The sequence below is a fragment of the Qipengyuania sp. JB2-7 genome, from assembly GCF_055693485.1.
The window spans coordinates 152,860-171,916 of the sequence record NZ_CM146335.1 but is presented as its reverse complement, the minus strand read 5'-3'; the positions used below and the strand labels follow the sequence as shown (position 1 = coordinate 171,916).

The 19,057-nt window shown below is 57.5% G+C and carries 17 protein-coding genes and 1 pseudogene; 7 read left to right on the top strand and 11 right to left on the bottom strand.

Features of this window, described 5'->3' with window-relative positions; genetic code table 11:
• Positions 1-56: 56 nt before the first annotated feature.
• Positions 57-611, bottom strand: a complete 555-nt coding sequence (locus ACZ1GM_RS00770; RefSeq protein WP_472677323.1) for a thiamine phosphate synthase — start codon at positions 609-611, stop codon at positions 57-59.
• 22 nt (positions 612-633) lie between these two features.
• On the opposite strand from ACZ1GM_RS00770, the gene ACZ1GM_RS00765 reads away from it, so the two are divergent.
• The gene (locus ACZ1GM_RS00765) at positions 634-1,308 is read left to right on the top strand and encodes a YggS family pyridoxal phosphate-dependent enzyme (protein ID WP_472677322.1); all 675 of its coding nucleotides are present in this window, start codon (positions 634-636) and stop codon (positions 1,306-1,308) included.
• Between the two features lie 168 nt (positions 1,309-1,476).
• Here ACZ1GM_RS00765 and ACZ1GM_RS00760 read toward each other — a convergent pair whose 3' ends face one another.
• From ACZ1GM_RS00760 to ACZ1GM_RS00750, 3 genes and pseudogenes are all read right to left on the bottom strand, one after another.
• On the bottom strand, positions 1,477-3,819 hold the full coding sequence (locus ACZ1GM_RS00760; RefSeq protein WP_472677321.1) for a TonB-dependent receptor: 2,343 nt from the start codon (positions 3,817-3,819) through the stop codon (positions 1,477-1,479).
• Between the two features lie 151 nt (positions 3,820-3,970).
• Positions 3,971-6,729 (bottom strand): annotated as a pseudogene (locus ACZ1GM_RS00755) ([protein-PII] uridylyltransferase).
• A complete protein-coding gene (locus ACZ1GM_RS00750; protein ID WP_472677320.1) occupies positions 6,726-8,432 on the bottom strand; it encodes a class I adenylate-forming enzyme family protein in 1,707 nt (568 codons plus the stop codon). Before ACZ1GM_RS00750 ends, ACZ1GM_RS00755 begins: the two are co-directional and overlap by 4 nt.
• Before the next feature lie 156 nt (positions 8,433-8,588).
• Here ACZ1GM_RS00750 and lgt point away from each other — a divergent pair, with 156 nt between their 5' ends.
• The 3 genes from lgt (at position 8,589) to ACZ1GM_RS00735 (ending at position 11,034) form a co-directional block, all read left to right on the top strand.
• Positions 8,589-9,467 (top strand): prolipoprotein diacylglyceryl transferase, encoded by an 879-nt coding sequence (gene lgt / locus ACZ1GM_RS00745; RefSeq protein ID WP_472677319.1) that lies wholly within the window; start codon positions 8,589-8,591, stop codon positions 9,465-9,467.
• Positions 9,464-10,540 (top strand): class I SAM-dependent methyltransferase, encoded by a 1,077-nt coding sequence (locus ACZ1GM_RS00740; protein ID WP_472677318.1) that lies wholly within the window; start codon positions 9,464-9,466, stop codon positions 10,538-10,540. The genes lgt and ACZ1GM_RS00740 overlap by 4 nt, the downstream gene beginning before the upstream one ends.
• A gap of 161 nt (positions 10,541-10,701) precedes the next feature.
• On the top strand, positions 10,702-11,034 hold the full coding sequence (locus ACZ1GM_RS00735; protein ID WP_472677317.1) for a DUF2147 domain-containing protein: 333 nt from the start codon (positions 10,702-10,704) through the stop codon (positions 11,032-11,034).
• Between the two features lie 130 nt (positions 11,035-11,164).
• Here the strand turns inward: ACZ1GM_RS00735 and ACZ1GM_RS00730 are convergent, their stop codons facing one another.
• From ACZ1GM_RS00730 to ACZ1GM_RS00715, 4 genes are read right to left on the bottom strand one after another with little or no spacing between them, the layout of a single operon-like run.
• Complete coding sequence (locus ACZ1GM_RS00730) at positions 11,165-12,706, bottom strand: ABC transporter permease/substrate-binding protein (protein WP_472677316.1); 1,542 nt, start codon at positions 12,704-12,706, stop codon at positions 11,165-11,167.
• On the bottom strand, positions 12,703-13,449 hold the full coding sequence (locus ACZ1GM_RS00725) for an ATP-binding cassette domain-containing protein (RefSeq protein ID WP_472677315.1): 747 nt from the start codon (positions 13,447-13,449) through the stop codon (positions 12,703-12,705). The genes ACZ1GM_RS00730 and ACZ1GM_RS00725 overlap by 4 nt, the downstream gene beginning before the upstream one ends.
• An 8-nt stretch (positions 13,450-13,457) precedes the next feature.
• On the bottom strand, positions 13,458-13,865 hold the full coding sequence (locus ACZ1GM_RS00720; protein ID WP_472677314.1) for a hypothetical protein: 408 nt from the start codon (positions 13,863-13,865) through the stop codon (positions 13,458-13,460).
• Complete coding sequence (locus ACZ1GM_RS00715) at positions 13,840-14,994, bottom strand: GAF domain-containing protein (RefSeq protein ID WP_472677313.1); 1,155 nt, start codon at positions 14,992-14,994, stop codon at positions 13,840-13,842. Before ACZ1GM_RS00715 ends, ACZ1GM_RS00720 begins: the two co-directional genes overlap by 26 nt.
• Positions 14,995-15,238: 244 nt before the next feature.
• Here ACZ1GM_RS00715 and ACZ1GM_RS00710 point away from each other — a divergent pair, with 244 nt between their 5' ends.
• The 3 genes from ACZ1GM_RS00710 (at position 15,239) to ACZ1GM_RS00700 (ending at position 17,346) form a co-directional block, all read left to right on the top strand.
• Positions 15,239-15,805, top strand: a complete 567-nt coding sequence (locus tag ACZ1GM_RS00710; RefSeq protein ID WP_472677312.1) for a lysophospholipid acyltransferase family protein — start codon at positions 15,239-15,241, stop codon at positions 15,803-15,805.
• Positions 15,798-16,613 (top strand): DUF1295 domain-containing protein, encoded by an 816-nt coding sequence (locus tag ACZ1GM_RS00705; protein WP_472677311.1) that lies wholly within the window; start codon positions 15,798-15,800, stop codon positions 16,611-16,613. Before ACZ1GM_RS00710 ends, ACZ1GM_RS00705 begins: the two co-directional genes overlap by 8 nt.
• A gap of 106 nt (positions 16,614-16,719) precedes the next feature.
• The gene (locus ACZ1GM_RS00700; RefSeq protein WP_472677310.1) at positions 16,720-17,346 is read left to right on the top strand and encodes a hypothetical protein; all 627 of its coding nucleotides are present in this window, start codon (positions 16,720-16,722) and stop codon (positions 17,344-17,346) included.
• A gap of 9 nt (positions 17,347-17,355) precedes the next feature.
• Here the strand turns inward: ACZ1GM_RS00700 and ACZ1GM_RS00695 are convergent, their stop codons facing one another.
• From ACZ1GM_RS00695 to ACZ1GM_RS00685, 3 genes are read right to left on the bottom strand one after another with little or no spacing between them, the layout of a single operon-like run.
• Entirely contained in the window at positions 17,356-17,694 is a 339-nt protein-coding gene (locus ACZ1GM_RS00695) for a M50 family metallopeptidase (RefSeq protein ID WP_472677309.1), read from the bottom strand.
• Positions 17,691-18,092, bottom strand: a complete 402-nt coding sequence (locus ACZ1GM_RS00690) for a M50 family metallopeptidase (RefSeq protein WP_472677308.1) — start codon at positions 18,090-18,092, stop codon at positions 17,691-17,693. Before ACZ1GM_RS00690 ends, ACZ1GM_RS00695 begins: the two co-directional genes overlap by 4 nt.
• The gene (locus ACZ1GM_RS00685; protein ID WP_472677307.1) at positions 18,089-19,012 is read right to left on the bottom strand and encodes an AI-2E family transporter; all 924 of its coding nucleotides are present in this window, start codon (positions 19,010-19,012) and stop codon (positions 18,089-18,091) included. The genes ACZ1GM_RS00690 and ACZ1GM_RS00685 overlap by 4 nt, the downstream gene beginning before the upstream one ends.
• Positions 19,013-19,057: the final 45 nt, after the last annotated feature.

Genomic DNA, 19,057 nt, shown 5'->3' with positions numbered 1-19,057 from the left:
GGACACTATCCGGGTGGAAGGGTGGAGGGAACGGGGGCGGCTAGGTCTCCTACAAATTAAACCAACCCATCAATCGCGCCCCAACGCGGCCAGTCCAGTTCCTTCGCGCGTTCCGTGTTCATTCCACCAAGAGCAATCGCCGGGATGTCAACTTGCTGGGCAAGCACATGAAATCCTAGAACGCCGAGCGTCTGCACGCCAGGATGAGAACGGGTGGGGAAGACCGGCGACAGAAACACGCCGTCCGCTTTTTCCGCCACGGCAGTGCGCAGCTCGTCGCCATTGTGCGCTGTTGCGAGGTGTAGCAGTTTGGTGTCGAAGTTGTCGCCATCATTGACGATGTGGCCGTTATCATTGCCCCCATAGACCCCGTCAGCACCCCATTTCCGGGCAGTCTGGGCATCGTCGGCCACGACCACGCAATGTCCGTGTGTCTTTGCCAGAGTCTTTAGGCTGTCAAACCGTTGCTGCCGCGCCTCGCGATCCAAATGATAATGGCGAAAGACAAAACCCGAGCCGGCGGGCAATTTGGCCAGCGCCTGTTCCAACCCCGCGTCATTGCGCGCATCGGAAAAGAGCCAGAGGTTCGGGAGAGGCTGGTCATGCATCATGCACCCGCTATAGCGCGACCATATGAGTGACGAACAGACCCCACTTGAACTGGTTGAGGCAGAGATTGCGCAGGCCTGTAAAATTTCACGGCGCGAGCGTGAGGATGTGACGCTGATCGCGGTCAGCAAAACGCATCCGGCTGAGGCAATCCGACCGTTGCTTGATCAAGGGCATCGCGTTTTCGGAGAGAACCGCGTGCAAGAGGCGCAGGACAAATGGCCCGCGCTGCGCGAAGGCCATTCCGATGTTGAGCTACATCTGATCGGTCAGCTTCAATCAAACAAGGCAGAGGATGCAGTCGCGCTGTTCGATTGTATCCATGGGCTGGATCGCCCCAGCCTTGTAAAGGCCTTGGCGAAGGCGATGGACAAAACGGGCAGGCGTGTGCCCTGCTTCCTTCAGGTCAATATCGGGGCGGAAGACCAGAAGGGCGGCTGTCCGATTGCAGAGGTGCCTGCGCTGCTGGATCAGACACGCGATGCCGACATCCCGGTTGCCGGACTGATGTGTATCCCACCTTTTGACATTGAGCCCGCGCCATTCTTTGCGCTGCTGGACAAGATGGCCCGCGACAATGGGCCAGAAGATGATGGCTGGGGCCGAAGCATGGGTATGAGCAGCGACTACAAAACTGCGATCATGCTCGGTGCCACCCATGTAAGGGTGGGGACGGCGTTGTTTGGTGTGCGTTCTTGATTAGAGCCTAGCCCCCGTTCCCTCCACCCTTCCACCCGGACGGTATCCCGGCAGGCTCCGGGTGGGAGGGTGGAAGGAGTGGGTGGCTAGTCTGTGAAAACAACTCTCAACAAAAAAGGGCGCCCCATTTCTGGAGCGCCCTCTTCTTGTTTTGGTCTGTTCTAAACCTTAAAACTCAAACGTGGCCTCGACGCCCAACTGGCGACCCTTGGCCAAAGGTGAGAATGTGCCAGCCGCAGGTGCCGCATCAAACGGACGGTTTACACCGTTTGACAGTGGTCCGCCGAATGGCAGCTGTGTGTCACCGCCAGCCTGAACCTGATCGAGCAGGTTTTTACCGTAGACTGATAGATCCAGCCCATCGACCGGTGTTTTCCAGGTGATATTGGCATCAAGCTGAGTTGCATCCTGAATAAAGCCGAAATTGTTGTCGGTGTATGCGAACTCGTCACGATACTGAAAGTTAACCCGGCTCACGATCTCGCTCGAACCAAGGTCCAGTTCATGGATTGCGCCAACGCCCCAGGTAACCTCTGGAACGCGCGGCAGGCGCAAGTTCAGATCGGCATCATCGATCACACCATCACCGGAAATGTCGAAAATGATTTCGTCATAATCGTCATTGATCAGGCCGAGATTTGCAGTGAACAGCAGATTGTCCGAAACCTGCATGCGCGCCTCGGCCTCGAAGCCCAGGATTGAAGCATCAGCGGTGTTAAAGATCGACTGTGCGACGCCGGATGCGGCAGAGGATTGGTTCACTTCACGCTGAAGATCAGAGATATCGGTATAATATGCCGCCGCGTTTAAAGTGAACGAGCCATCGGCGGTCTGGAACTTCGCGCCAATCTCGTAGTTATCCACTTTCTCTTCGTCGAATGCGAAAGCGCCGCCATTGGCTGCAACGACCGCCTCAAATGCGTTGGCGTTCGTGATGCGGAAGTTATAGCCGCCACTGCGATAGCCGCGTGACCAGTGCGCATAGATTTGGCTGTCTTCGAATTCATACTGGAAACCAACCTTGGGCGACCAATTGGTCCAGCTGTCAGAATCAGTGAAGCCGTTATTTTCCGTAGGAATAACTGGATTGGTGCCGCTTGTCGGGCAAGTCCCCTGGACAACCGAACATTCAGGGCGTGGACGCACGTAAGTGATTTCCGCATCCTTTTCTTCGCGGCTCCAACGGATGCCCGCGATCAGCGAGAATGCGTCAGTCAGATAGTACTGTCCCGATGCAAATGCGCCCAGCACCTCGTGATCCTGACGCCCGCCGCCAAAGAAGGTCAGCGGCGTGGATGGTGGGATCTGACGTCTTTCAGTATATGCGATCGACTGGTCGAAATAGAACCCGCCAAAGGTCAGGTCGAAACGGTCACCCGATACCGCATAACGCAATTCGTTCGATATCTGGTCCTGTTCGGTTTCCGTGCTTGAGTGGAAAATAAACGCGGGCAATGCATCAATGTCAGCATCGGTGATTGCTGAATATTCACGATAGCCAAAGATGTTGGTTAGTGTGCCCGGGCCAATATCGATTTCTGCCTTGACCGAGCCTGTCCAAATCTCGTTATCGTAAAGACCTGCATTATCAACGGCGAAATTGAATGTATCACGGCTGAAGGTGCCGCGGTTCTGAGCGCTTGGTCCGTCGCCTTCGCTTTCAAAATAATCGAGCTTGCCGGTCAGGGTGAGTGGGCCGAAGCGCCCTTCCAATGCACCGCGCAGGATCAGTGTCTCTGCTGCGCCGTGGTCAGACCCGTCAAACAGGTTGGTGAAGTAGCCTTCGTCATTGTTGTAATACGCGCCAAGTTTAAACAGCAGTGTATCCTCGACAATGGGTCCGGAAACCACACCGGATACGGTGTAATTTGCACCGCCGCGACCGCCATCAACAAACGGACCGTCAACCGATGCCCGTACCTTGCCGGTGAAGAAGTCGGTTGGGTTTCCGGTATTGATCAGCACCGCACCGCCGGTCACATTGCGGCCAAACAGAACGCCTTGCGGGCCGCGCAGGATTTCGACACTGTCTAGATCAAACAGGTCGAAGACCACGCCGCCATTAAAGCCCAGATAGACGCCATCGACGAACACGCCGACGGTCGGGTCAATGGACGGGATCGAGCTGTTAATGCCGAGACCGCGAATAGAGAAATTCGCGGTGCCGCGGCTGGTGCCGATCTGGTCAAGCGACACGTTTGGCGCGCTGTAAGTCAGCGATTGCACATCACGCACTTTCAGTGCTTCGAGGCTTTCCGAATTGAAAGCCGTTACTGCCAGTGGGACGTCCTGAACGTTTTCGGCGTTTTGGGTTTTCGTGCCGGTCACGATGATGGTGTTAAAAGCGCCAATGGCGCCACCATCGTTTTCGTCAGCTTGCGCTGTATCGTCTTGCGGCTCAGCATCCTGTGCAAGCGCAGCGGTGGGTGCCAGCATCATGCCTGCACCAGCTATTGCCAGAACGTGCGGCGAAACGGCCAGCCTGCGAAGCGAAGCGTTAAAAGGTTTCATCGATTTTCTCTCTCTGGATATTGGGGGAGGCGCGATTTGGCAGATAGGTCTTAGTCGTGCAACTTAAGACGCTGGGCAAGCGTGGCTGTTGCGCAACAACTGCGTACCGGTGTCTTTCTAAGCGATTGATTTTAAGAGGTTGACGAGACGCTCAGGCCTGTTCGAGCTGCCGCTGACGAGAATCGCTTGCGGCCTCTAGCAGGGCCGCCTCAATCTCTTCCAATCGGGACTTTGATGTCACTTTCCCGCCCATCAAATCAGTCACATAGAAAGTGTCAGCCGCGCGCTCTCCATACGCGGTCACATGCGCGGATTGGACTACCAGATTGGCCTCGAACAAAACGCGAGCCAGCCGGTTGAGCAATGCCGGGCGGTCGCGCGCATTCACTTCGATCACGGTATAGTGGTTAGAGGCCTTGTTATCGAAAAGCACCCGTGGACGTACCTCGAACGCCTTGGAGCGGCTGATCGGCAGAGGGCGCTGCGCGAGACGCGGTGCCAAATCAATACGATTGGCTAGTGCATCCTCGATACTCTTCTTGATCCGGTCTAGCTGGTTGTCCTCATCAAAAGGTCGCCCATGCGGGTCCTGCACCAGGAAATTGTCAATCGCCCAGCCATCATTGCTGGTGTGAATCCGGGCATCGATGATGTTGCCGCCCGCAAGATGAATGCCGCCTGCGATCCGGTAAAACAGGCCGGGATGGTCAGCCGCGATGACGGTAACCAAGGTTGCGCCGCGTGCTTCGTAAGGCTCGCAGTGAATAGACAGCGAGTGGTCCAGTTTCCGAGCGGCGGCGAAATGCTTGATATTGAGCGCGATGATGTCTTCAGGCTCGGCAATCCAGTATGCCTCGCCCATTTTTGCGCCGTGTTCTGTGATGAGGTCAGCTTCGGCAGCCAGCAGTTCTGCCACGGCCTCCTTCTTCGCATCAACGCGCTGTGTCCGGCCATGACGCATGTGGCCAAGCCTCAGTCGCTCTTGCGCGCCATCATACAGCTCACCCAGCAGCTGGCCCTTCCAGCTGTTCCATGTGCCGGGGCCGACCGCGCGGATATCAACCGAGGTCAGAATGACGAGATTGCGCAGTCGCTCTGAACTTTGGACGCGCGCCACGAAGTCTTCGATCGTTTTTGGGTCAGTCAGATCGCGCTTGAAGGCGGTCGCGCTCATCAGCAAATGTTCGCGCACCAGCCATGCGACCAGATCCGTCTCGGCGTCGGTCAGCCCAAAGCGCGGGCAGAGTTCTTCGGCGACCTCAGCGCCCAATATCGAGTGATCTCCCCGCGCCCCTTCGCAATGTCATGCAGCAGCACCGCGACATAGAGCGCTCGGCGCGAATTGATCTTGTGGATCAGCCGCGTTGAACGTGGATGATCCTCTTTCAGCTGCCCCTTCTCGATCTGGCTCAACAGGCCAATCGCGCGGATCGTATGCTCATCGACGGTGTAATGATGATACATATCGAACTGCATCTGGGCGTTTACTTTGCCAAAATCCGGCACGAATTTGCCAAAAACGCCCGCCTCATTCATCCAACGCAGGACCATTTCGGGGTTATTCTTGCCCGATAACAGCTCCAGAAACATGGCGTTGGCGCGCGGGTCTTCGCGCAGATCGTTGTCGATCAGGCCGTTATCTCTATCCGCCTGTCGCATTGTGTCGGGGTGAACCTCCAGCTCTTCGGCTTCGGCGAGCTGGAATACCTCGATCAGGCGAGCGGGATCTTTCTTGAACCAGTCATCAGAGGGCGCAGCGATGCGTCCGCCCATCACCCGATACCCTTTGAGAACGCGCGCTTTGGGTTTGAAACCAGCGAAAAAGCCGCCGCGATTGCTGGTTTTCGCGAACTTCTCGTCCATGTGGGACAGGAACACGCCCGTGAGGCTGCCGACTCGTTTGGCCTGCAGGAAATAGAACTGCATGAACCGTTCAACCGCACTTTTGCCGGGACGGTCAGCGAACTTCATGCGTTCGGCGATCTTGCGCTGATAATCGAATGTCAGGCGATCTTCGGCGCGCCCCGTCAGGATGTGCAGATGGCACCGCACGGCCAGCAGAAACCGCTCGGCGCGGCGGAAACTGCGATACTCCGCCTGTGTCAGCAGTCCGATATCAACCAGTTCGGCTGCGCTGCGCACCTGATGGACATATTTGCCGATCCAATAGAGCGTTTGCAGATCGCGCAAGCCGCCTTTGCCCTCTTTGACATTGGGTTCCACGACATAGCGGCTGTCGCCCATGCGCCGGTGCCGCTCGTTACGTTCGGTCAGCTTCTCGCGCAGGAACGCGCGCTCAGTACCGCGAACGACCTCTGCCCAGAAACGCCGCGATGCCTCGGCGTAAAGGTCTTCATCACCCCAGACATACCGCCCCTCAAGCTGTGCGGTGCGGATCGTCAGATCCTCTTTGCACATCCGGATGGTCTCATCGATTGTGCGGCTCGACTGGCCAACTTTCAGCCCCAAGTCCCACAGAATGTAGAGCATGGCTTCGGCCACCTGCTCGCACCACGGCGTGTGGCGGCTGGGGGTCAGAAATGCGATGTCGACATCAGACTGCGGTGCCATCTCTGCGCGGCCATACCCGCCGACCGCCACAATCGCGATCCGTTCGTTCTGGGTGCGATTATGCGCTGGGTAGAGCTGGCCGGTCACGTGATCGTGAATGACGCGGATCAGCTGGTCGATCAGAAAGGCATGGCCATAGGTGCATTCATGCCCGGCAGAGGGGTTCTCCTCCAACCGCCGCGCCATCTCTGCACGCCCAGCCTCTAGCGCGGTTTTTAGAGCGGCGATGATTTTGGGGCGGGCGGCCTCGCCCTCATCGTCAAAAAGAGCCGTGACTTCCCCAGAGAGCGCTCTGCGGTCGATGATCGCTCTCTGGTTGGGAAGTCGGGTTTTGTTCACGTTTCGAGCAGGTCTTTCGCAAAGGTTGCTTTCACGGTGCGCTTATCGATCTTTTGCGTACCAAGTCGCGGTAGATCTTCATCGCTTTGCCAAATCATTGCTTCCAACGGCACTTTGAACGGCGCAATTTTGGACAGCAGGAATTCGCGCAGATCGCCGGCACTCATGGTCGCCGCGCCCTCTTTCAGATGATAGACGGCTGCGGGCACTTCGCCCATACGGTCATCCGGCACACCAAAGACAGAACATTCGGCGATGTCATCATGGGCGTAAATCGCCTCTTCCACCTCGATGCACGAGATGTTTTCGCCGCCGCGAATGATGATGTCTTTCTTGCGATCAACGATGAACAGGTATCCGTCTTCATCGAGATAGCCGAGGTCGCCCGTGCGGAAAAACCCGTCTTCGGTAAAGGCTGCTTCGGTGGCCTCGTCATTTTTCCAATAGCCTTTGAAATTGGCGACGCTGCGGATGCAGACCTCGTCGACTTCGCCTTGGGGGCGCGGGTTGCCATCATTGTCGAGGATAGCCAGTTCTACAATCGGCTGGCTTGCCTTGCCGGTTGATCCGGGCTTGGCGAGGTAGTTCTCGTTGAAGTTGCCACAGCCGACTGCATTTGTTTCGGTGAGGCCATAGCCCAGCAGTGGGAACCCGCCGGGAAATGCTTCCTTGATCTTCGTCACGTGATCGACAGGGCGCGGAGCGCCGCCTGCGGCAAAGCTCTTACATGCCGACAGGTCGTACTGATCGAGGTTCGGGTGTGTGGCGATCTCATAGCTCATCAATGGCACGCCCACGAAGTATGTGACTTTCTCGTCCGCCATCAGCTTCAGAGCCATTTCCGCATCCCATTTCGGCATCAGCACCAATTTGCGCGCAATGGCGAAGGATTGTACGAATAGCGGGATTTCGCCGGTCACATGGAACAGCGGTACGGCGACCAATGCACATGGCTGAGCGCTCAAATCCTCGCCCTGACTTTCAAGCAGAATTTTCGCCATCGCGCTTTGTGCGACATAGCTCATGACGCCATGCACAACGCCGCGATGATCAGACCACGCCGCCTTGGAATTGCCGGTTGAACCGGAGGTATAGAGGATGGTCGACATATCATCCGGGCCGAGCTGCCCCAGCATTTGCATCGCCGTATCGCCCGCTTCCCAGACTTCGCCAAGGCCTTCAGACGGGGGACAATCATGTTCGATCAACACAATCTTTGCAGGGTGATCTGTCCCCTCAAGCCGTTTTGCCCGGCCAGCATCGGCCAACACCAGATCGCATTCGGCGAGGCGGATGCCATATGCCAGCTCATCACCTGACCAAAATCCGTTGAGCAGCGTCACACAGCCGCCAGCCATGACAATGCCCATATAGGCGATCATCCAATTGGCGGAATTGCGCGCCGCGATCCCAATGCGGTCGCCTTTCTTGATGCCATGCTTGCTGGCCAGACCATGCGCAACATGCGCCGCCGCGCCATACGCTTCGCCAAATGTCAGGCGGATATCGCCGTCGACAATGAACGGCACATCTTTGTGCTCATTGCAGAAGTGCGCGAAGTAATGTGCGAGACTGGGCGGGGCAGATTTGAATGCTGGCAGCGCCTGGCCGTAATCTTCATAAGGGACCGTTTCAAAGGGTTGCCCCGGCTTTGTGATTTCACCGATAATGTGATCGAGTGCGGTATCCAGTTGAGTGGGCATTCTTGTTCTTATCCTCTCCAAATGCATCAACGCGCCACTCGTTGATGGCGCGCAAACCAAACCGCAGGCTTTCCCCAACAACCCTGCTGTGCCAATAGCGGTGTCTCAATGGGCACCCGATCAGCCTTTCAACACTGTATCTAAGAGGATTACCCTGTGCTGTCACTACTTGCCGCAACCACTGCGGCCCAGTCAGTTGTTGAGCCAATTCAGTGGGCCGAATTGGGTCTGACGCCGGGCATTGACCTGGGGTTCTTTACGCTGCGATGGTACTCGCTGGCATATCTCGGCGGTATTCTGTTTGGGTACTGGCATCTGTCCCGCATGATCAAATCGCATGGCGCCCCCATGGCACAGCGTCACGCCGATGATCTCTTTTTCTATTGCACTCTTGGGATCATTCTGGGCGGACGGTTCGGCTACGCGCTGTTTTACAAGCCAGAATTGCTCACCAGTCTGGAACTGTTCAAGCTTTGGACCGGAGGCATGAGCTTTCACGGTGGTGTGCTGGGCGTGCTGCTCGCCATCACTTGGGTGACACGCAAGAATAAACTCAACTGGTTGCGCGTGTGCGATTATATCGCAGTGAATTATCCGCTCGGTCATATGTTTGGGAGGCTCGCCAACTTTGTGAATGGCGAGCTGTATGGTCGCCCGGCTGATCCGGCGGATGTGCCTTGGGCGATGGTGTTCCCGTCTGATGCGCTTGGTCTCGCACGTCACCCTAGCCAGCTGTATCAGGCGACGGTGGAAGGCCTGCTGCTTGGCCTGGTTCTCATGGGCTTGTTCTGGTTTACCCGCGCGCGGTATCGCCCTGGATTGCTTGTCGGTATATTTGCGGCGGGTATGGCGCTGTCGCGTTTCGCACTTGAGTATTACCGCGAGCCTGACGACCATCTGGCCCATCGCGTGGTCGAAACTGGGCTCAGCCAGGGACAATGGTTGACGATACCGCTGCTCGTCGTGGGCTTGGTGGTTATCGGCTATGCATTGCTGCGCAAACCAGCTGGTACGAAGGTCGCCGCTGACGCATGAGTGACATGCCTGAGCGGGGTGATGGCGCGCAGTTTGCAGAGCGCTTCCGCCGCCTAATCCGCGCGCATGGGCCGATGTCCGTCTCCCGCTATATGGGGGAAAGCAACGCGCATTATTATGCCTCGCGCGATCCCCTGGGGCAGACAGGCGATTTCATCACCGCGCCTGATATTAGCCAGATGTTTGGCGAATTTGTCGGTCTGTGGCTAACTGACATCTGGCTACGCGCAGGCGCACCTGCAGATGCCATTTATGCTGAGCTTGGACCGGGAAAGGGCACTTTGGCGAGCGATGCACTAAGAGCAATGGCCAGTCACAAGCTTGCCCCTGCGGTTCACTTTGTGGAGGGTTCGCCTGCCCTGCGCGATGTGCAGACCGCTGCTCACCCCGGCGCGCATTTCCATGACGATCCGACCGGCCTGCCCGATGATCGCCCGATCCTGCTGGTCGCAAATGAGTTTCTCGATGCCTTGCCGATCCGTCAATTGGTGAAGACGGCGAGTGGATGGCGAGAGCGGATGATTGCATTGGATGGAGAGCATTTTGTGTATGCCGCTGGCCCGAGCCCGATGGATGCGGGCGTGCCCGAAACATTCGGCAAGGAACAGCCGGGCTCTGTGCTGGAAACCTGCCCCGGCGCGGCGGCCGTGATGCAGGAAATTGCTGGTCGGCTAAAGCAGCAGGGCGGTGCGGCGCTGTTCATCGACTATGGCTATCTGGAGCCTCAAACTGGATCGACTCTCCAGGCTGTGCGGGGCCATGAGCAGATTGATGCGCTCGCTGCGCCCGGCGATGCAGATCTGACCGCGCATGTCGATTTTGCCACACTCGCCGAGATTGCCACCAGCGCGGGGTTGCGCGTGCAAACCGCCACGCAAGGCGATTGGCTGACAGCCATGGGCATCGATGTGCGGGCGCAGGGCCTCGCATCAGGCGCTCCTGACCGCGCAGAGGAGATTGAGGTGGCCCGAAACCGGTTGGTGGCTCCTGACGAAATGGGAAGGCTTTTCAAAGTTATGGCGATCACAAATCGTGAATGGCCCCCAGCAGCGGGATTCGCTGAAGAGGCATAAAACTGCAGTTCGGGATTGGTTCAGTAACAGAATGCGATCTGGCGTCGTATTCTTTGCTAGAGAGGATTACTGAATGCGAAATTTGACGTATCTTTTGGCTATTGGCGCTGCATTTGCCGCAGCGCCCGCTTCGGCTGCGGAGCCGATTACCGGTACGCTGGGTGACGCCAGAAAAAGATTCAGTCATCACGATCAGCAAATGCGGTAGCAGCTATTGCGGCAGGTTGAGCAAATATCTCGTCACGCCCGAAGGCGGTGTGAACCAACGTGACGTCAACAATCCTGACCCCAATCTGCGCAAGCGCAAGCTGCTGGGCATTGCCTTGCTGACCGGTTTTCAGGCGGAGGCCAAGCGCTGGCGTGGCAGAATCTATGATCCCCGCAACGGCAAGACTTACAAATCCTTCCTGACCCGCAAGAGCGCGAATGTGCTGGAAGTGAAGGGATGTTTCGGCCCGTTTTGTCAGAGTCAGAAATGGACGCGGGCGCGTTAGTTTTACGCATTCGCCTCCGCGGGTGCGATTTCCTCGCTCATACGATCAAAGATCGCATCGCTGCGAACGGGCAGTCGCCCTCGCGGCTCGCTTGTTGCTCGCCGAACTCTTCCAGGTAGCTACCCCTATCCTACAACCCAATCCGCTCCGCTAGCATGCGCGCCGCTTCATCAGGGCTGAGTTTTTCGCCATCATCGCGGTCGACCGCCAGATTGGCTTCGCGCATTGCGTCGACATCAATCGCGCCGATTAGCGGTTTGAGCGTCGCGACCAGCGCCGCGTCAGCGCCCGCCTCGGGGCTGAGACGCAGGATCGCGTCGTAGCTCGGCAGAGCCTCTAGCGGATCCTTCAGAATGACCAGATTGTCGGCTGCAATCCGGCCATCTGACGTGTACGCCCCGATGACATCCGCATCGCCAGATTTCAGCGCGTTATACATGAATGTGGGTGAGAAATTGCGTGTCCGGGCGAAGTTCAACCCATAGGCATCGCGAACAGAAATCCACTCAGGCCGCTCGAAGAATTCCGGATCGCCGCCAACGGTCATGCTCGGCGCGATTGGCACCAAGTCGGTGATCTCGGTCAGTCCGCGCGCCGATGCAACCGCAGCGGGCATGGCAAAGCCATAGGCGTTCTCAAAGCCCAAACGGCCCAAGACCCGCGCGCCGCTGGTCTTGGCTTCCCATGCCACAATGGCCTGATACATGGCCTCGCGCCCAGGATTATCGGTGCGCTTCATATTGTTGGTCCAGATCGTGCCGGTGTAGTCGATGCCGATATCTATCGCGCCAGTGCTCACGGCACTGTGGACCACGGCGGAACCCAGTCCATCGCGATACTCAACTTCGTATCCGGCCGCCTCCAGCCGCTGACCGATCAAGCGAGCGAGAATGTACTGCTCGGAGAATTGCTTGGCCCCGATCACGATAGCGTCGTCATCGTCGCCGCCAACACCTTGCGCCCACAGCGCAGCACCCACACCCAGCGCCACAGCTATCATGCCGCCGAACCACACAGGCTTGCGTCGGTCGGCAAAGCCGCGTTCGATCATGCCGAGCAGGGCATCGGCAATCATTGCCAATCCAGCACTGGCGATGCAGCCAGCGAGCACCAGCTCCCAATTCTGCGTTTGCAGTCCTGCAAATATCGGATCACCCAGGCTGGGCTGACCGATGGTCGTGCTGAGCGTGGCGGCGCCAATCGTCCAAACGGCTGCAGTGCGAATGCCAGCCATGATGTAAGGCGCGGCCAAGGGTGCCTCAACCAACCGCAGTTTTTGCCAACCCGTCATGCCCACACCGTCCGCTGCCTGAATGACGCCTGGGTCGAGATTGGCTTGCGCGGTCACCGCATTACGCAGGATCGGCAGCAGAGCATAAAGCGCCAATGCGAGCAGCGCGGGCAGAAAGCCAAGCGTGGGCAGACCTTCGCCAAACACAGCGCGAAGGCTCAACAGGATTGGGAAGAACAACGCCAGCAGGGCAAGAGCCGGAATGGTCTGCACAAGGCTGGCGAAGCCCAGCGTGATCCGCGCTACAGTCGGCGAGCGGCTGGACCAAACCGCCATGGGCAGTGCGACAGCAAGGCCCAAAGCGATGGCCGCCGCTGCCAATACTACATGCGCAGCGAGCTGATCGCCCAGGCCAAGAACCGAATTCCACAGGCCGTTCATGTGGCAAGCTCGGCCAATCGCTTGGCCTGTTCCCGCGGAACCGCGACCAGGCCTTGCGCGGTCTCACCGCCTTTCCCTGCGAGCAATGCTTGCGGGATTTCGTCCGCAACAATTTTGCCGGCTTCCATAACCAGAATGCGATCTGCGAGAAGCAATGCCTCGGCCATGTCGTGTGTGACCATAATTGTGGTCAGGCCCAGCTCATCGTGCAGCTTGCGAACGCTTAGCCCCAGCGCATCGCGCGTGATCGGGTCAAGCGCCCCAAACGGCTCATCCATCAATAATAAATGCGGGTCCGCCGCCAGCGCGCGGGCAACCCCCACTCTCTGTCTTTGACCGCCGGAAAGTGCATCTGGATAGCGTGACGCCATGTCCGCATCGAGCTCAACCAGCTCAAGCAATTCGTTGATACGTTCGATTGCGAGCGTCTCGCCGGACAGGCGTGGACCTATCGCGATATTCTCGGCCACAGTCATATGCGGGAACAGGCCGATACCCTGAAAGACATAGCCAATACGGCGACGCAGGGCCGCGACGGGCAGGTCAGCAACATTCTCGCCTTCCATTTTCACAACGCCGCTGCTCGGCTCGACCAGGCGATTGACCGTCTTGAGCAATGTCGATTTGCCTGATCCTGAAGCGCCGACCAGGGCGACGAATGCGCCATCATCAATCGTCAGAGATACGCCGGCCAGAGCCTGAATGTCTCCATAGCTGCGGGCAACGGAGAGGAAATCGAGCATTGCTGAGCTCATTGTTCCGGGCGCAGGCGTTCTGCGGGCACCAGAACGTTCACCTTCAACCCATCTGCGACAAACTCACGTGTATAGCTCCCGCCCAGCTGACTGGTTACCGACATCTTGAGGAGCGTTGATCCAAAGCCCGCATCACCGCCCTTTGTATGCGGGTCAGTCATTGGCCATGTCTCACGCCAGCCTAGCCTGATCAATTCCAGACCATCCTGTTCTATTGCGTCGATGGACAGGGCGATTGTCCCATCGTCGTTTGATAGCGCGCCATATTTTGCCGCATTGGTGGCAAGCTCATGAATCACTAGCGCCAGCGGCGTTGTGGCATCCGATCTTAGCGGCAGGTCAATTCCCGACAGGGTGATCCGTTCGCCTGACTTACGCTCATACGGGGCAAGGAGTTCGCGCACCAAATCCTGAAACTGATCCGCAATCGGTGCGTCTTCCGGTACGGACATAATCATGCGCGGTGCTGAGCGCCTGAATGGTTTCGGACAGTTCCTCAGCAAAATTTCGTACATCGTCACGTCCGCGTGCGCGAATAGCAATCAGTCCGCCAACGACTGCGAAGATGTTGCGGATGCGGTGTGACAATTCCCGGGCGAGGAGATCGCGCCTCTCCGCCTCATGATGCTTGTCATCAACATCCGTCAGCGTGCCGAACCACCGCGTGGTCGCGGGATTATCGCCCGAGGGCACTGCGCGGGAAAGCACCCAGCGATAGCTGCCATCCGCCTGCTTCAATCGCCACTCATCTTCAAAGTCTGAGGCGTTCTCGAGTGCCTCACCAAACTTGACTAACGAGGCTTCGAAGTCCTCAGGGTGAATGAAATCGCGCCAGTCATCGACCTCAGTGGGTGCTGGCGCTCCAGTGACCTCTTCCCACCTCGCATTGAAATGCGTGAAGGTCGGGCCCGGGTCCGCAGCCCAGGCGATGTCTGGCACGCTGTCGAGCATAAAGCGAACTTGTGCAGCGCTATCTGCCAGTTCCGCCGCGATTGTGTTGTCTTGCCGGTGGGCCTCAAGGCGCCGCTTCACGGCATCGGACAAAACGCGCAGTCCGCTCAGCTCGTCCTCGCTCAAACCCTCATCGCGCGGTTCATAATCGATCACGCATAGTGCGCCCATTGGCGCGCCCTCGGATGATATAAGCGGAACGCCCGCGTAAAAGCGGACACCCTCTTTACCTGTCACCAATGCAAAGTCAGAGAAACGAGGATCTTGCGCGGCGTCAGGAACAATGAGTGGTTCTTGCCTCTGCATCGTATGCGCACAAATGCTGGTGGTGCGCGGCGTCTCCGGCTGATCAAAGCCAGATCGCGCAAGGAAACGCTGACGCTCGCTCTCTACAATGCTGACCAGCCCAATGGGCGCGCGGCAAAGCCGGGCGGCGAAGCGGGCGATATTTGCCAGCTCGTCGTCGCCCTCAAGCGTATCCAAATCAAAACTTGCCACAACCCTGAGCCGCGCATCTTCGTCGCAGTACTCGTTTGCGGGTGGCTGAGTATTCGGCCAAGTTGCCGATCCTGCAAGTGCCAAAGCGCTTCTCCCGTGTGGCTGCTCATACACGCAACCGACACCAGCACAAATCACCTGAAGTGTTGAATGGGTCTTTTGCGGTCAAAGACAGCTCAGCACGGGCGTCTTGGCACTGTTCGCGAAACTGTATCGCAATCTGGTCCGTAGCTGCTATCACACTGATTAAGGGGAGATATGCGTGTCGCAACATCACGAGACTCGAAATCCAACTATACTGTCGCGTCTGGTCCGGCGTATTATTTTGATGATTTACAATCTCAAAGGGTGGAAGATTGACGGGCATTTGCCCGCCAACATCAAAAAGTATGTGATTGCCGGGGCGCCTCACACGTCAAACTGGGACTTTGTATTCTTTGCCGGGGCAACCCACTATGAAAAGGTCCGCTCAAATTTCATGGGCAAACATACCTTGTTCAAAGGGATAATGCGCAACTTCATGCTCGACATGGGCGGCATTCCGGTTGACCGTACCAAGAAAGCCAATGCAGTGGAGCAGGTCGCGGCAGAGTTTGCCGCGCGTGATGAGCTTGCGCTGGTAATGGCGTGCGAAGGTACCCGGTCATCTGATGGCAAATGGAAATCTGGTTTTTACAACATCGCGCAGGCCGCCGGGGTGCCAATTGTTCCGGCCTATGCCGACAATGACACTATGACGATAGGCTTCGGTCCGCCGATGATCCCGACGGGCAATTACGGTGAGGACTTGCTGAAGATCGCTGAGTGGATGCGGTCTAAACTACCCGATTACGATCGGTTCAAAGTATTGGAGCAACAGGCGCGAGATATCATCGCAGGTAAGAACGATGTTTGATTCCGTGATTGTGCAAGTGCTGGTGGTCAATGCCGGTATCATTCTGGGTATTGCCCTGATCCTTTGGGTCATTGCCCTGCAAATCGATGATGTCAGCTTCGTCGATAGCTATTGGGGTGGCGGGATGGCTTTGCTCGCGTTGATCAGCTGGCTGCGGCTCGACCAACCCGGCCCATTGGCAACGATGATCATGGCGATGGCAGTGATCTGGGGCTTACGCTTGTCAGTGCATATTTTCCTGCGCTGGAGGCGCGAGGGAGAAGATAAGCGCTATGACCTGATCCTGAGAAAGGATCGCGAGGCGGGGCGTTTCGCAACTGCTGCACTCATTAAGGTTTTTTTGTTTCAATCGGTGTTGCTGCTTATCGTCAGCAGCCCGGCGCAATACGGTATTCTGACGGCAGGATCGCTGCAGCTGATCAGCGGGCTGGCCATTCTCGGTTTTGTCCTCTGGCTGGTGGGGATGATCTTTGAGGTTGTTGGCGACCGACAATTGGCCAAGTTCAAATCCGATCCGGCCAATGCAGGCAAGGTGCTGGATAGTGGCCTGTGGCGGTATAGCCGACATCCCAATTACTTCGGTGATGCGTGCGTCTGGTGGGGTATCTGGATTGCCGCAGCGTCGGCTGGATGGTGGGTGGCTGCCGTTACCGTGATCGGGCCGATTTTTCTGACCTTCACCCTGACCAAATGGTCCGGTGCCCCGTTGCTGGAAGGCGGTATGACCAAGACCCGCGGGTCGGCGTATGAGGCGTATAAGGCGCGCACATCTGGTTTTGTCCCTTGGCCACCTCGGACGCGTGACTAGCAAAACCGTGCAGACCAATGGCGGATTTTTCACGCGGCGGTCTCTTTAAACCAGGCGATACCGGGCCTAGATAGCCATAAGTCATTTGCGATGCGGGAGGCCCCGAGTGACAACTGCTGAGATGGAACAGGCACGGCGAGAGCTGGTTCAGCTGGCGATGGCTATGGTCGGTCGGCGCGGCAAAGAGATTGACCGGGCGGAGCTTGCCGCTGAGGCTGGTTTGTCACGCGCGCGTGTTGAGGCCATTTTCCCCGAACATGATGATCTGTTCGATGCGATTGTCGAACACTGGTACGCCAATGACATTACCGCGATGGAAGACGTCGTCGCCTCTGACCTTCCAATAAAGCGCAAATTTTTCGAGTTTTATGCGCGACGTTTCACGCGAGATCGCGCGCGCTATACGGATGATCCATCGCTTTATGCGCTGTATTGCGAGCTTGGCGAGGCGAAGTTTGAGCGTGTGCGCGGCTATATCGATCTGGCCGATCACTACCTCACCGAACTGATTGCCCAGGCCCAGGATGAGGGCCACTTTGCCGGGCTTGAGATTGACCGCGCATTGACGCTGATCAATCAGATGATGGTGTGCTACACCTCCCCGCAAATGATGATGATTATCGAACCGCGCCTGTCGGAAGAAAAGCTGGCCTCTATCATCGATACTGCCTTTGCGGGCCTATCGGGCGCGGTCGGCACCTGCCAGGGAACAGCCCACATCAGCGCGGCCTGAGTGTTTGGCTCAGCGCCGGTGCGACCCGGTATGTCCTAGCGCGTATTTCAGGCTCGCCCCAATCATAAACGCAGCGATGAGGATAATCGCCAAAGCCCAGAACCAGTGCGGCAAGAGCAGGCTCGCCTCAATTGCGCCCGTATCCGAAAGCATTGTCTGCCCGCCAATGCGCGCTTGCTCCATGAACAGATAATCCCATTGCTGGAACATGCTCATCGCGCCGAGCACCCCCAGAAATTGCAATGAGAAACGTGTCCAGAAATCACTCGCCTTTTGAGCGATCCCGATCAGTGCAAGTGCGACCAGCGGCAGCACAGACAGCCCGGCCCAGCTGCGCACCCAGATCACGGTACCGATAGTATAAGTAGACCCGCAAGCATATAAAGCGCGGGGCGCCACCATTTACGGCTCCCGCTGGCCAGGATCAGCAGCGATCCGGCAACTGCAGGCGCCAATGGGCCACCTGCCGCGACCGTGGCGCGTTTGAGAGCGCTGGGCGTTCCGGGATAAAGGCTTTCGGCATAGCCTGATCCGTTCGGGAATATGACGAGCCGCTCAAACTCAAAGCCCAGCGCCATAGCGGTAAGACCATGGCCCATTTCGTGAAACCATGTCGTGAGAATGGTCAGCGGATAAATCAGGTAATTGCCCAAAGGGAGCGAGGGCAGCGCAATGACGACAAATCCCGCCACTACCAGGCGACCAACCTGTTCCGCTTGGGAACCGGGAGCCACCATTGATCTCATTCGTCAGTCGCGTCCGCTGGCAGCAGAGTGGCCTGATCGTTGCGCTGTTCGCGCAGGATAGACCAGCTGGCGAGGAACAACCCTGCGATCAGTGGTCCCAGAACAACGCCAGACAGGCCAGCAGTGGCGATGCCGCCCAATGTGGTGAGAAGGATTATCCAGTCAGGAATGCCGGTATCGCGGCCAACCAGAATGGGGCGCAAGACATTGTCCGCCATGCCGATAATCAGCGCGCCAGAACCAAACACAAACATGCCCTGCCAAATCTCACCGACTGCGATCAGGTAGATCGCGGCGGGCAACCAGACGAGCGCTGTGCCGACTGCCGGCAACAGAGACAGGACTGCCATCACAACACCGAACAGCAGGGCAGAGGGAATCCCTGCTATCCAGAAGGTTATTGCGCCGAGTGCACCCTGCACCAGCCCAACGACCAGCGAGCCCTTGATGGTCGCGCGCACAATGCTGAGGAAACGATCAGACAACCGGTCGGCAATGTCCCGCTCAATGGGCAGGCTGGATAGCACCGTTTCGCCAATCAACTTGCCGTCGCGAAGCAGGAAATATGTGACATAAAGGCCCAGGCCAAAAGCGAGGAAGAAACCGAGCGCGCCGCCGCCAACGGCCAGTGCCTGTTGCGCAATCAGGCCAGCACTTTCACTCAAGATGTCCTGCAGGCGTGTTTGCACAATTGACATGTCTGTCCAGCCAGATGTGTCGAGGGCCGCACGAATATTCCCCGGAAGCGCATCATAGACGGTGTTGAACCAGGCGGCGATGTCGATCTGTCCTTCCTGAAAGGCAACGACGACGCTCGCCGCTTCCTCTACGACCAGCCCGCCAATGAACATCGCGGGAACCACCACGGCGAAAGTGATGATCAGCAACGTGATGATCGCGGTACGGATTGGTACGTCCACCAACGCGTCGCAACACCACCTGATAAAGCGGCTGAAACATGATCG

What these genes read in the sequence shown, in the direction of transcription:
- ACZ1GM_RS00750 (WP_472677320.1), bottom strand. Translation starts at nt 8,432, where the DNA reads ATGCCCACTCAACTGGATACCGCACTCGATCACATTATCGGTGAAATC.
- ACZ1GM_RS00770 (WP_472677323.1), bottom strand. Translation starts at nt 611, where the DNA reads ATGATGCATGACCAGCCTCTCCCGAACCTCTGGCTCTTTTCCGATGCG.
- ACZ1GM_RS00760 (WP_472677321.1), bottom strand. Translation starts at nt 3,819, where the DNA reads ATGAAACCTTTTAACGCTTCGCTTCGCAGGCTGGCCGTTTCGCCGCAC.
- ACZ1GM_RS00710 (WP_472677312.1), top strand. Translation starts at nt 15,239, where the DNA reads ATGATTTACAATCTCAAAGGGTGGAAGATTGACGGGCATTTGCCCGCC.
- ACZ1GM_RS00740 (WP_472677318.1), top strand. Translation starts at nt 9,464, where the DNA reads ATGAGTGACATGCCTGAGCGGGGTGATGGCGCGCAGTTTGCAGAGCGC.
- ACZ1GM_RS00765 (WP_472677322.1), top strand. Translation starts at nt 634, where the DNA reads ATGAGTGACGAACAGACCCCACTTGAACTGGTTGAGGCAGAGATTGCG.
- ACZ1GM_RS00725 (WP_472677315.1), bottom strand. Translation starts at nt 13,449, where the DNA reads ATGCTCGATTTCCTCTCCGTTGCCCGCAGCTATGGAGACATTCAGGCT.
- ACZ1GM_RS00705 (WP_472677311.1), top strand. Translation starts at nt 15,798, where the DNA reads ATGTTTGATTCCGTGATTGTGCAAGTGCTGGTGGTCAATGCCGGTATC.
- ACZ1GM_RS00690 (WP_472677308.1), bottom strand. Translation starts at nt 18,092, where the DNA reads ATGAGATCAATGGTGGCTCCCGGTTCCCAAGCGGAACAGGTTGGTCGC.
- ACZ1GM_RS00730 (WP_472677316.1), bottom strand. Translation starts at nt 12,706, where the DNA reads ATGAACGGCCTGTGGAATTCGGTTCTTGGCCTGGGCGATCAGCTCGCT.